At 58.5% G+C, this 13,024-nt stretch carries 12 protein-coding genes; 3 read left to right on the forward strand and 9 right to left on the reverse strand.

Annotation, left to right across the window (positions count from 1 at the left end):
- Position 1: 1 nt before the first annotated feature.
- Positions 2-625 carry an RNA-binding protein gene (locus ACR0M2_RS16825; RefSeq protein WP_480689832.1) on the forward strand — a complete coding sequence of 208 codons (624 nt, stop codon included), beginning with the start codon at positions 2-4 and terminating at the stop codon, positions 623-625.
- A gap of 8 nt (positions 626-633) precedes the next feature.
- Positions 634-3,108: a translation initiation factor IF-2 gene (gene infB, locus ACR0M2_RS16830; protein WP_170379264.1), complete on the forward strand. Its 2,475-nt coding sequence runs from the start codon at positions 634-636 to the stop codon at positions 3,106-3,108.
- A 308-nt stretch (positions 3,109-3,416) separates the two neighbouring features.
- On the opposite strand, the gene ACR0M2_RS16835 is transcribed toward infB, so the two are convergent.
- From ACR0M2_RS16835 to ACR0M2_RS16870, 8 genes are all read right to left on the reverse strand, one after another.
- Positions 3,417-3,998: a GNAT family N-acetyltransferase gene (locus tag ACR0M2_RS16835; RefSeq protein WP_170377254.1), complete on the reverse strand. Its 582-nt coding sequence runs from the start codon at positions 3,996-3,998 to the stop codon at positions 3,417-3,419.
- Between the two features lie 19 nt (positions 3,999-4,017).
- Positions 4,018-4,503, reverse strand: a complete 486-nt coding sequence (locus tag ACR0M2_RS16840; RefSeq protein WP_170350200.1) for a GNAT family N-acetyltransferase — start codon at positions 4,501-4,503, stop codon at positions 4,018-4,020.
- Positions 4,504-4,681: 178 nt separating this feature from the next.
- Positions 4,682-5,509, reverse strand: coding sequence for an alpha/beta hydrolase (locus tag ACR0M2_RS16845; protein ID WP_170412993.1), 828 nt, complete (start codon positions 5,507-5,509; stop codon positions 4,682-4,684).
- Between the two features lie 3 nt (positions 5,510-5,512).
- Entirely contained in the window at positions 5,513-6,394 is an 882-nt protein-coding gene (locus ACR0M2_RS16850; RefSeq protein WP_480706140.1) for a tryptophan 2,3-dioxygenase, read from the reverse strand.
- A 63-nt stretch (positions 6,395-6,457) separates the two neighbouring features.
- Entirely contained in the window at positions 6,458-7,486 is a 1,029-nt protein-coding gene (gene tdh, locus ACR0M2_RS16855) for an L-threonine 3-dehydrogenase (protein ID WP_170351947.1), read from the reverse strand.
- 14 nt (positions 7,487-7,500) lie between these two features.
- Positions 7,501-8,685, reverse strand: a complete 1,185-nt coding sequence (locus tag ACR0M2_RS16860; protein ID WP_480706142.1) for a glycine C-acetyltransferase — start codon at positions 8,683-8,685, stop codon at positions 7,501-7,503.
- 140 nt (positions 8,686-8,825) lie between these two features.
- On the reverse strand, positions 8,826-9,458 hold the full coding sequence (locus ACR0M2_RS16865; protein ID WP_170379254.1) for a sulfotransferase family protein: 633 nt from the start codon (positions 9,456-9,458) through the stop codon (positions 8,826-8,828).
- 79 nt (positions 9,459-9,537) lie between these two features.
- The gene (locus ACR0M2_RS16870; RefSeq protein ID WP_170351922.1) at positions 9,538-10,104 is read right to left on the reverse strand and encodes a helix-turn-helix domain-containing protein; all 567 of its coding nucleotides are present in this window, start codon (positions 10,102-10,104) and stop codon (positions 9,538-9,540) included.
- Positions 10,105-10,221: 117 nt separating this feature from the next.
- On the opposite strand from ACR0M2_RS16870, the gene ACR0M2_RS16875 reads away from it, so the two are divergent.
- On the forward strand, positions 10,222-11,397 hold the full coding sequence (locus ACR0M2_RS16875; protein ID WP_480706144.1) for an acetyl-CoA C-acyltransferase family protein: 1,176 nt from the start codon (positions 10,222-10,224) through the stop codon (positions 11,395-11,397).
- A gap of 95 nt (positions 11,398-11,492) precedes the next feature.
- Here the strand turns inward: ACR0M2_RS16875 and ubiB are convergent, their stop codons facing one another.
- Entirely contained in the window at positions 11,493-13,022 is a 1,530-nt protein-coding gene (gene ubiB / locus ACR0M2_RS16880) for a 2-polyprenylphenol 6-hydroxylase (protein WP_170361909.1), read from the reverse strand.
- Positions 13,023-13,024 lie beyond the last annotated feature (2 nt).

The following is a 13,024-nucleotide window of genomic DNA, read 5'->3' on the forward strand; positions in this document are numbered from 1 at the left end:
CATGGGTCGCGGTGGCGTCCATAAGGATCGGTCCGAAGGACCTGAACGCAAGTGCATCGCCACGGGCGACATTCAACCTAAATATGGGTTGATACGCTTTGTGGCGGGGCCGGACGGACAGGTCTATCCGGATGTTGCGGCGAAATTGCCGGGTCGCGGAGTCTATGTGGCGGCGGATCGCGCTGCACTGGACAAGGCCGTTGGCAAGAAGCTGTTCGCACGCGGGTTCAAAGCGCAAGTCAGCGTGCCACAGGATTTGACCGATGAGGTCGAAAAACAGGTTTCGCGCCGGGTGATCGAGCTGTTGAGCCTGGCGCGCAAGTCCGGTGACGCGGTCGCTGGGTACGAAAAGGTCAAGACATGGCTGGACCGGGAAGAGGCACAAGTGCTGATTCAGGCCAGCGATGGATCGGGGCGCGGCAAGTCGAAACTCAGCACGCCGCACTTTGGAAAATACATCGGTTGGCTGACCGCAGACGAGTTAGGACAGGCATTTGGGCGCCAAACCGTGATTCATGCGGCCATGGCCTCTGGTGGACTCGCCAAACGTGTTGTAGAGGAAGCGCAGCGCCTGCGTGGCTTGCGCGAAACGGATGACGGCGGCAGGGGCCGCGCGGAAGGGTAAAAAGCTTTATGAGCGAGAATGACGGCAAAAAGACATTGGGTCTTCGTGGTGGGGCACGCCCCGGAAATGTGAAACAGAGTTTCAGCCACGGACGCACCAAGAATGTCGTGGTGGAAACCAAACGCAAGCGCGTGGTGGTTCCCAAGCCGGGCGCCGGCAAACCGGGTGGCGGAGCAACGCCGTCGGGTGATCCGTCGCGTCGCCCTGCAGGTATCTCTGACGCGGAAATGGCGCGCCGGATGAAGGCACTGCAGGCCGCCAAGGCCCGCGAAGTCGAAGAGGCCGCAGCGCGTGAAGCCGCCGAAAAGGCGCGCGAGGAAGAACGCGCCCGTCGTCGTGCCGAGCAAGAAGCAAAAGAGCGCGAACAGCGCGAAGCCGAAGAGCGCGCCCGCGCCAAGGCCGAAGAGGAAGAGCGCAAGCGCAAAGAGGCGGCAGAATCCGCCAAACGTGCCGCTGCTGCCCCAGCTGCCGAAGAACCCAAAGCGGCGCGCGCACCGGCCAGCAAACCAGCCCCGGCCGCCACCCCGCGCAAGCAGGACCGTGAACGCGAGCAGCGCGGTCGCGGCAAGGGCCGTGATGACAATCGTCGTTCCGGCAAGCTGACACTGGGTCAGGCCACCGGTGGCGAAGGTAGCCGTCAGCGCTCGATGGCGTCGATGAAGCGCAAGCAGGAGCGAGCGCGTCAGAAAGCCATGGGCGGCCCGGTCGAGCGGGAAAAGGTAATCCGCGACGTGCAACTGCCCGAGGCGATCACAGTGTCCGAACTGGCCAACCGTATGGCCGAGCGTGTGGCTGATGTGGTCAAATCGCTGATGAACATGGGCATGATGGTCACGCAGAACCAAACCATCGACGCCGATACCGCCGAGCTGATCATCGAAGAGTTTGGCCACAAGGTCACGCGTGTTTCCGATTCGGATGTCGAAGACGTCATCAAAGAGGTCGAAGACAGCGAAGAAGATCTGCAGCCGCGTCCGCCGGTCATCACCATCATGGGTCACGTCGACCACGGTAAGACCTCGTTGCTGGATGCGATTCGCGATGCGCGCGTTGTTGCCGGTGAGGCTGGAGGCATTACCCAGCATATCGGTGCCTATCAGGTGAAAACCGATGGCGGCACTACGCTGACCTTCCTGGATACGCCGGGCCACGCGGCCTTTACCTCGATGCGTTCGCGCGGGGCTCAGGTCACGGATATCGTGGTGCTGGTTGTGGCTGCTGACGACGCGGTGATGCCGCAGACGATCGAAGCGATCAATCACGCCAAAGCGGCCGAAGTGCCGATGATCGTGGCGATCAACAAGGTCGACAAGCCGGATGCAAACCCGGACAAAGTGCGCACCGATCTGTTGCAACACGAAGTGATCGTTGAGAAAATGTCGGGTGAGGTTCAGGACGTCGAAGTGTCCGCCATCACCGGTCAGGGCCTTGATGAATTGCTGGAAGCCATCGCGCTGCAGGCCGAGATTCTGGAACTGAAAGCCAACCCCGACCGCGCCGCCCAAGGTGCTGTGATCGAGGCGCAGCTGGATGTGGGCCGTGGCCCCGTGGCCACCGTTCTGGTTCAGAACGGCACGCTGCGTCAGGGCGATATTTTCGTTGTGGGTGAGCAGTACGGTAAAGTCCGTGCGCTGATCAATGACAAGGGCGACCGCGTCAAAGAAGCTGGCCCCTCGGTCCCGGTCGAGGTTCTGGGTCTGAACGGCACGCCCGAGGCCGGTGACGTTCTGAACGTGACCGAGACCGAAGCACAAGCCCGTGAGATTGCCGCCTATCGTGAACAGGCCGCCAAGGACAAACGCGCCGCCGCTGGTGCCGCGACCACCCTTGAGCAGCTGATGCAGAAGGCCAAGGAAGACGAAAACGTCACCGAGCTGCCGATTCTGATGAAAGCGGACGTGCAAGGTTCGGCCGAGGCCATCGTTCAGGCGATGGAAAAGATCGGCAACGAAGAAGTGCGTGTGCGTGTTCTGCACTCGGGCGTTGGCGCGATTACCGAAACCGATGTCGGCCTGGCCGAAGCGTCGGGTGCGCCGATCTTTGGGTTCAACGTGCGTGCCAATGCGTCGGCACGGAACACCGCGAACCAGAAAGGCGTGGAAATCCGCTACTACTCGGTGATCTACGATCTGGTCGACGACGTGAAAGCCGCCGCTTCGGGGCTGCTGAGCGCCGAAATCCGCGAGAAGTTCATCGGTTACGCCGAGATCCGCGAAGTCTTCAAGGTTACCGGTGTTGGCAAGGTCGCTGGCTGTCTGGTCACCGAAGGTGTGGCGCGTCGTTCCGCAGGCGTCCGTCTGCTGCGCGACAACGTGGTGATCCACGAAGGCACGCTGAAGACGCTGAAACGCTTTAAGGACGAAGTGTCCGAGGTTCAGTCGGGTCAGGAATGCGGTATGGCGTTCGAGAACTACGACGATATCCGCGCCGGCGACGTGATCGAAATCTTCGAGCGCGAAGAGGTTACGCGTACGCTGGATTGATCCTGCTTTGTATGGGAAATGAAAACAGCGGCTCAATTGGGCCGCTGTTTTTTGTGAAATACCACGAACCTTAACTGTCTTGAACGAAATTTTCTGACTCTAATCCCGACCGCGCATAAGCAACTCCGACATTGCCACACGGTGGATCCAACATAACGTCCGCTTTGCGGGACATTCCCGACCTACGTAGCTCTCAGACCAACGACGGCTCTCGGGCGGTACAGCAAAAAATGAGTGTGGCGCCCTTGCGCAACGTTAGCTCAAAAGCGAGAGTAGCCTACACAAGGAAAGACCGATTTCGCGCGGTGTCACGACAGCGACTTGATGAGAAGAACCCAGTTTTCGGTCTCAGTCTCCCACCCATCTTTGGCGCATGGGGCTTTATCCAGCTCAGAGTATCCCTTTCGCTCGTATAGACGTCTCGCTCCCACGTTTTCATCGGCGACAATAACGCTCATTTTGTTGTATCCCGCGTCTCGGGCTATCTCGTCGGCGACATCGAGTAGTCTTGAACCAAGTCCTTGCCCCCGGTTCTCTGGGTAACAAGCCAGAACATTCACATACCAGCTGTCTAACGCTTTGTTTTCCAGCTCCTGCAAGGGGCGGAACAACGCTGGGAAGTCATCTCCAATTTCTTCTGGTTCTGATCCGATCCCATAGCCCGTGAGCCCAGCAACTGCCCCGTTTCCATAGTCAATTACAACTACTTGCCTCTCTCGTGCCTTTTCGGCCTGTCGCGCGCGACCGACGGCCCAAGGATCCTCGCCATCTTGTGCCAGCCCGGTCCAGATATGGAGCGGCAGGCCTTCACCTGCAAAATTCACTAAGTCCGCAAGTGCATGGGCATCAGTTTCAACGGCCAATCTCAAAGGCTTTTCAAGTGGTATCACGTCTCGTACTCCAAAGAATTCAAAGCATCATAGACATCTCATGCCAAGTCATTCCTCCATGGTCGGAAGTCGATGGCTGCAAATAGCTGTATCCAAATCGCTCATACAGTGGGACGTGATGCTCTTTGCACATAAGGAAGATCGCCGATTTACCCACTTTTCTCATGCGGTCGACGAATTCAGTCATCAATGCCCGCGATAGGCCCCTTCCCTGATGGGCTGGATCAACGACGACAGACATAATGACGGCATTCGGAGCGTCGGGATCATGCCCCACAAGCTCCTTAAATTCCTCATCAGACATTTCGACGTCATGGGCACATCCGCAATTGATAAAGCCAACGATCTCGCCTTGTACTTCAAGAATGAGGAAACCATCGGGATATTCCTCAATCCTCTTGGATATCTTTTTGAGGGTTGCTGCGTCGTCGCCTTCATAGGCAGCAGTTTCGATCTCAAAGCATCGAGTTGCGTCGGAAGGTTTGGCGTTTCTGAACGTGCTCATGCACGTGACACTAAGCGCGTCGGGGCAAGTTGCATAGCCGCCATTGGTTGGGCCCGCAGCATTCGGTACTTTGGGCTCACAGCGGATAATCCCTGCTCTGTCAAAAACGTTCGGTTCGTTAGGGATGCGTAGGTTTGTGTGCTAAAGGCCAGACCTGACTGATACCCAATTTTCTTGGCTATCGGGACGTCGCCAAAAACGTTCCCGGATGCATAATTATATCGAAATGCTGCATCCCCTTTTTCAGATCGAAATTGACCGCATGCCCGGCTTTGCGCAGCAATTCGGCATAATCTCGGCTCTGGCGGACGAATTCGGGGGTATCCCGTTCCGCCACAGTCACATGGTAACGCGGGCCAGGGGCGGGTAGGTGCAGGATAGGGGACAGATCATGTATCTCGACCGGGGTCAGTTGCAGCGGATCGTTTACGGACGTCAGGCTGATCGGCTCCAGATCATAGACACCGCTGATCAGGATCACCTCGCGCACGCGGAGCCCGGCGCGGGCCAGCGCATCGGCCGAGGTTGCCATGACCATAGCCGCCAATTGCGCCCCGGCGCTGTGGCCCGACAGGGTGATCCGTGACGGATCGAAACCCAGATCAGGCGCATTTGCGGCCAGCCACAGCAGGGCGTCGCGGCATTCGTTGATCATGTCGCCAATCCGCGCCTCGGGGGCCAATGTGTAGTTCAGGGTCGCAAAGGACTGTTCGGCCTCAACCAGTGCCGGGGCCATCATTGCCGACTCGTTCTGACTCAGCGCCTGCCAGTAACCGCCGTGAATAAAGACGTGCAGTGGCGCGCCTGCCCCCTTCGCGGGAAAGAAATCCAGAACCTGAGCCCTACCGTCGCCGTAAGAGACATTCCCGATGACTTCCATCTGTGCCCGGTGCTGCGCGCTGAGCGCGGCGTAGCTGTCCAGATAAGGCGTCAGGTCGCCGCCGATCATCGACCGGGGCGAATATTCCTGCTCTAGCTCTTCCTGCGAAAACCCGCGGTACAGCATCGCTTACTCCTGCTCGGAATACATCAGTTCGGTGCGCATATCGTAAAGATCATGGAAGAACCGCAAATCCAAGGCTTTCCGCAAGAAGGATACACCGCTGGACCCGCCGGTGCCCGGCTGGTTGCCTATCACTCGTTCTACCGCGGTGACGTGATCGAAGCGCCAGCGTTGAAACAGAGACTCCACGTCCATCAGTTTCTCGGCTAGCGCATAAAGATCCCAGTATTTGTCCGTGTCGCGATACACCTGCACCCAGATATTCACGACGCGCGGATCACCGGAGTATGGCTGCGAATAGTCGCGATCCAGCAGGTCCTGTGGTACGTCAAATCCCTGCCGAGCCAACATGAACAGCACCTCGTCATACAAGGACGGCTTGGTCAGCGCAGCGTTCAGAAGTTCCATGACCTGCGCGTCATGTTCGTGGACTTTTAGGGTCGAGGCGTCCTTGTTGCCCAAAATGAATTCGATCTGGCGATAGCCATAGCTTTGAAAACCGGACGAACTGCCCAATGCCTCGCGAAAGGTCATGTAGTCCGCAGGGGTCATGGTCAGCAACGTCTCCCAGGCGGATATCAGTTGCCGCTGGATGGCCTTGACCCGGTCGAGATTTTTCATCGCAGGGCCGAATTCATCCTGTTGCAGAAATCGGCGCACCTCTACCAGTTGGTGATGCATCAGTTTCAGCCACAGCTCGCTGACCTGATGGATGATGATGAACAGCATCTCATCTGGTTGCGCAGGGTCCTGAAAGGTTTTTTGCAGGTTCAGCAGGGTTTTGAGCTGCAGGAAATCGCCGTAACTCTTGCGATGGGTCTGTGCGAAATCGGTGACCAGAGTGTCCTCGATTCCGCGTTCCAGATACCGATCATCCTTATCGCCCATATGCTCCTCCAAACGACTGGGTTCACCCCTGTTTAGGGGCTGAACCCGCGCAGTACCAGAGCGTCAGGTCCAGTCCAGCACCACTTTGCCTGACCGGCCTGATTTCATCGCGGCAAATCCTTCGGCAAAATCGTCAACTTTCATCTCGTGCGTGATGACACGGCTGACATCCAGACCGTTCTGTAGCATGGCGATCATCTTGTACCAGGTCTCGAACATCTCGCGCCCGTAGACGCCTTTGATGGTGATGGCCTTAAACACGATGCGGGACCAGTCGACCGGGGATTTGCCGGGCGGAATACCCAGCAGAGCGATCTTGCCGCCCATCACCAGCGCCTCGACCATTTGATCCAGCGCGATTTGTGAGCCCGACATTTCCAGCCCTACATCGAACCCTTCTTTCATGCCTAGTTCTGCGATGACGTCTTGCAGGTCTTCTTTGGACACATCCACGGTGCGCACGGTCGGAACCACATGTTCCGCGAGCTTCAGGCGATCGGGGTTGATATCGGTGATCACCACATGGCGCGCGCCAGCATGGCGGGCGACAGCGGCAGCCATGATGCCGATGGGGCCTGCGCCGGTGATCAGAACATCCTCACCCAGCAGATCAAAGCTGAGCGCGGTGTGAACCGCATTGCCCAATGGATCGAGGATGGCGCCGATCTCATCCGGCACGTCCTCGGGCAAGGGCACCACGTTGAAGGCGGGCAGTTTCAGATATTGGGCAAAAGCCCCCTGTTCATTCACGCCAATCCCGCGCGTGCCCGGATCAAGGTGGAACTTTCCCGCCCGGCTTTGACGGCTGTCGGTGGTGATCAGGTGCCCCTCGCCCGAGCAGCGCTGACCGATCTCAAGACCTGTCACATTGCGCCCGATCTCGACGATCTCGCCCGCAAACTCGTGGCCGGTGATCATCGGAATCGGCACTGTGGCGGCGGCCCAGTCATCCCAGTTCCAGATATGGATGTCGGTGCCGCAGATGCCGGTCTTGTTGACACGGATCAGCACCTCTTCGGGGCTGATTTCGGGCACCGGGGCCTGGACCATCCACAGACCTTCCTCGGGCTTGGATTTCTCCAAAGCTTTCATCGTGTTGGGTCGCATCAGATCACTCCCAATTCTTTGCCAACCTTGCCAAAGGCGGCCAATGCACGGTCCAGTTCGTCTTTCGTCAAGGCTGCATTCATCTGCGTCCTGATCCGCGCTTGTCCGCGCGGGACAACGGGGAAGAAGAAGCCCGAGACATAGACGCCCTCATCAAACAGACGCGACGCCATGTCCTGCGCCAAAGTGGCCTCGCCCAGCATTACCGGAATGATTGGGTGTTCGCCGGGCAGCAGGTCAAAGCCCAGCTTTTCCAGCCCAGCACGCCAGTATTTCGCGTTGCCGAATAACTGAGCGCGCAGCATTTCGCCCTCTTCGACCAACCGGATCGCCTCAAGACCTGCGGCGACAATCGAGGGTGGCAGCGAGTTTGAGAACAAATAGGGCCGCGCCCGCTGCCGCAGCAGATCGATCACTGGTTGCGGCCCGGCGATATAACCGCCGATTGCCCCCCCAAGTGCCTTGCCCAAGGTTCCCGTTAGAATGTCGACATCGACACCAAAATGATCTGGCGTGCCTGCGCCGTTCGGCCCCATAAAGCCGGTCGCGTGGCAGTCATCGACCATGACGATGGCATCATATTTATCGGCCAGCTCGCGAATTTTTGGCAGGTTGGCCAGGTAACCGTCCATCGAGAACACGCCGTCGGTCGCGATCATGATGTGCCGCGCACCGTCCTCGCGCGCCTGTTTCAGCCAGGCTTCGAGGTCGTTCATGTCGTTGTTCAGGTAGCGATAGCGTTTCGCCTTGCACAGCCGCACCCCGTCAATGATCGAGGCATGGTTCAGACTGTCCGAAATGATGGCGTCTTCTGGCCCTAACAAGGGCTCAAAGAGCCCGCCATTGGCATCGAAACAAGCCGCAAACAGGATCGCATCGTCCTTGTTCAGGAATTGCGCCAGCTTCTCTTCCAACTCGCGGTGAATGTCCTGGGTGCCGCAGATAAACCGGACCGAGGCCATGCCGAACCCTTTGGGCCGCATCGCGCCCTTGGCGGCGTCGATCAGCGCAGGGTGATCGGCCAGACCCAGATAATTGTTGGCGCACAGGTTGATCACCTGCTTGTCGCCCACAGTAATCTCACCGCCCTGAGGCGAGGTGATCATTCGTTCGCGTTTATACAGACCCTCAGATTCAATCTGCGCAAGGGTGTCCGTGATGTGGGACAGGAATGCATCGGCCATGGCGGTCTCCGGTTTATATGAGTCGCGTATCTAACATAACGGATATGGTTCCCAAATAGGGGAATTCAATATTGCAGAAAAAAATCCACGATAACGGAACATGCGGAGGACCCTGAAAATTGCTTTCGATTCGGAGGCGTCTATTCCGGTTTTGCCACGTTGTCCTGAAACTGTTTGGTTGAATTTGTGTGCGGATAGGGTTCTTCGGGAATGTCGACGCCAAGGAAAGTGCACAGTGGTTTCCATCCACTTCCGGTTTCATAGACCAGCAACCGGTCCTTCGGGACGGTGTCGCGGACTTTTTCGATATGCTTCCGAAACACGCTGACGGCGTGATCCCGATCATCCATCCGGCCGTCGAAGATGCCATGAACGATAAACTTGCTGCACATCTCGGCAATTGCGTTTGCATGATCCGAGTCGTGCCGTCCGCGCATTGTGGTCATGAATGGTCCAATCGTGGCCCATATGCTGTCAAACCAGGCATCAGGGTCGCGCACGCTCAAAATGATTTTGGCATCTGGATAATGATCAGAAAGCTGGCGCCAGTATGCGGCGCCTGGCCAGTCGACTTGCGCGCGATAGCCCTGAAACATGGCATCCCAATCAGCTTGCTCGCCATGTGCGGCACGGTTCCAAGCAGGCAGTTGTTCGGGATTGTCCCGCACTTCGAACATGTGGTGACAGGGTCCGAAATTAAGCTGTTCCAAAGCAAGCTTCAGCGAATTCGTCCCAGTGCGGCCAAATCCAGCGCCAATCACTTCCAAAGTCATTTTGGGTAACTCCAATTCGTGTAAATGCCATAAAATAGCACAACACACAGGTATCCCCCAAACTTCGCCCCGGTCGGGGTCAGGCGTTTTTCACAATCAGGAACACGCGCGCGGGACCGTTGGGCGATGCGATCGAGTGCAAGACGTCCGCCGCATAACGCGCTGTATCGCCTTGGTTCAACTCCATTGTGGCCGATCCCGATGTGACGCGAACCGACCCGTCCAAAACCGTCAATTGCTCTTGCGCGCCGCGCGTGTGGGGCTGGCTTTTCAATGCGCCGTCTTTGTCGAACTGAATGTCATAGACTTCATGCCCACCCGCTTCTTCGGGGGGGGACAGGATGCGAATCCGGCAGTTTTGTCCCATATTGTCGATGCTTGGCACTTCAGAGTTTCGCAGCACTTCGATTTGGTTTGCGGTGCCGGTCTCTTCCAGCAAACCGGCGAAATCCACCTGCAAGGCCCGGGTCAGGTTCCACAGGGTTGAGATGGTAGGGCTGCTTTCCCCCCGTTCGATCTGACTAACCATTGAACGCGACACGCCGCTGAGATTGGCCACGGCTTCAAGCGACAGGCCCTTGGCGCGGCGCGCTTCTTTCAGGCGGGCGGGAAGGCGTGTCAGGATATCGTCTGTATTCTCCGTCATGACGGAATTTCATGCGCCTTGTATATGTGGTTGTCAATTCCATCCGTGACGGGACGTCCCATAGGACAGGGCGACGTGGTGTATGCATACTGCGCGCAAATGCACGAGGAGTGATCCATGACTGATATCGTAATTTTGGACGGTGCCCGCACCGCTATTGGAACCTTTGGCGGCGCGCTGGCTTCGACCGCTCCGATCGATCTGGCTACGGTTGTCACCGAAGCCGCGCTGGAACGCTCGGGTGTTGAAGGTGGTCAGATCGGGCATGTGGTGTTCGGCCACGTGATCAATACCGAGCCGCGGGACATGTACCTGTCGCGCGTTGCCGCGATGCAGGCGGGGATCCCAAATGGTACACCTGCGATGAACGTGAACCGGCTGTGCGGGTCAGGCGCGCAAGCGATTGTCTCGGCGATGCAGTCCCTGATGCTGGGGGATGCCGAGTTTGCCGTGGCCGGCGGGGCCGAGAGTATGTCGCGCAGCCCTTATATCGTGCCGCAGGCGCGCTGGGGCGCGAAGATGGGCGATGTCACCTCGTTGGATATGATGCTGGGGGCACTGAACTGCCCGTTTGGCACTGGACATATGGGTGTGACGGCCGAAAACGTGGCCGACGAACACCAGATCACCCGCGAGCAGATGGACCAATTCGCCGTGACCAGTCAGACCCGCGCGGCAGCGGCGATTCAGGCGGGGTATTTCGACAGCCAGATCGCGCCCGTGCAGGTCAAAGTCAAGCGGGACATGGTTGATTTCAAGGTCGATGAACATCCCAAGGCCACCACTGCCGAGACCCTGGCCGGATTGCGACCGGTATTCCAGAAGGACGGGCGCGTGACGGCGGGCAATGCCTCGGGCATCAATGACGGGGCGGCGGCGATGGTATTGGCAACAGCAGACGCGGCCGAGAAAGCCGGATTGAAGCCCAAGGCGCGCGTGCTGGGGTATGCCCATGCGGGTGTTCGCCCCGAGGTTATGGGGATTGGACCGGTTCCGGCGGTGCGGAACCTGATGGAAAAAACCGGCCTGTCGGTGGATGATTTCGATGTGATCGAAAGCAACGAGGCCTTCGCGGCGCAGGCTCTGGCTGTGAATCAGGAACTGGCATTGGACGCGTCGAAGGTTAACCCGAATGGTGGCGCGATTGCCTTGGGTCACCCGGTTGGGGCGACCGGCGCAATCATCACCATGAAAGCGCTGTATGAGCTGGAGCGCGTTGGTGGGGCCAAAGGTCTGGTGACTATGTGCATCGGTGGTGGGCAAGGTATTGCACTGGCTATCGAGCGGCTTTGATTTCGCACCGTGCAGGGGGGTTGTCTGCCCCCTATCGCGCGCAGGCGCGATTCCCCCCGAAGGTATTATTGGCCAGAAGAAGCAGGCGGTCTGGCTCAGCTGAGAGCGTTGACAATCAGGACTAGCGCGGCACCGGCTGCGGCACCGATTGCGGCAGGTAGGGCCGCGGACCATAGGGATGACTTTTGCGGGTCGTCTTTTTGCGTCTGGGCGATCAGGGCATTTTCAACCAGACCCGGCAATCGTGGGCCAAAGCGGGCCAGAACCATGGCGGTTTTGCCGAAGTCCCGCAGCGCGGCGCGGGGACCGATGGATTGCTTTATGTAATCCTCGACCACGGGGCGGGCGGTTTCCCAAATGTTCATATGTGGGTCGAGCGAGCGTGCGACGCCTTCGACCACAACCATCGTACGCTGCAACAGGATCAGTTCGGTCCGGGTTTCCATGCCAAAGCGCTCGGTGACCTCGAACAGGTAGTTCAACAGGCGGCCCATTGAGATATGCGAGGCGTCCATGCCAAAGATCGGCTCGCCCACTGCTCGCAGCGCGCGGGCAAATTCGTCGACATCCTGGTTGGCGGGGACGTAACCGGCCTCGAAATGCACCTCGGCCACGCGTTTATAGTCGCGGCGGATGAACCCGAACAGAATCTCGGCATAGACCCGGCGGGTGTATTCGTCGATGTGACCCATGATGCCGTAGTCATAGGCGATGATATCGCCATTTGCGGCGACCTTCAGGTTGCCCTGATGCATATCGGCGTGGAAATAGCCATCACGCAGGGCGTGCAGCAGGAATAGGTGCAGGACCCGCTCTGCCAGATCGCGGCGGTTGTGACCAACCGCATCCAGTGCAGCATTGTCGCCCAGCGGTACACCATCCGCCCAGCTGAGCGTCATCACCCGGCGCGCGGACAGTGACCACACAACGGGGGGCAGCCAGAAACCGGCATCGTCCTTGGTATTGGCGGCATATTCCGAGGCAGCGGCGCTTTCCAGTCGCAAGTCCAACTCACCCCGTACAACGCCGTCGAAATGTTCGATCACGTCCATCGGTCGCAGGCGGCGCGCGCCGGGGGCGAACAGGTCGACAATACGGGCGGCGAAATAGAACGCATCGACATCCTTGTGAAAGGCACGCTCGATCCCCGGGCGCAGCACTTTGACGGCGACATATTCGCCAGTGCTGACCAGCCGGGCCTTGTGAACCTGCGCAATCGACGCTGCGGCGATCGGTTCGCTGAATTCCTCAAAAACCTCATCGACGGGCTGGCCAAGTTCCTTTTCCACCTCAGCCATGGCTTCGGCGCGGGAAAAGGGTGGCAGCTTGTCCTGCAACACACGCAATTGGGCGGCTAGTTCTTCGCCCACCACGTCGGGGCGGGTCGAGAGAATCTGACCGAATTTGATATAAGCCGGGCCAAGCGCCGTCAGCGCTCGGGTGGCGGGCGGCATATTGGGATCGCCCTTGTAACCCAGCCATTGAAACGGTTTGCCCAACGCATGCGCCAGAAATCGCAACGCGCGGGGGGCCTCAAAGGCGTCCAGCACTACGTTCATGGCGCCTGTGCGTTCAAACGTGGCGCCTGTACGGATCAGGCGAATGATGTTGTGGGGGCCGCGCATAA

It is taken from the genome of Ruegeria sp. BE10 (genome assembly GCF_056538905.1).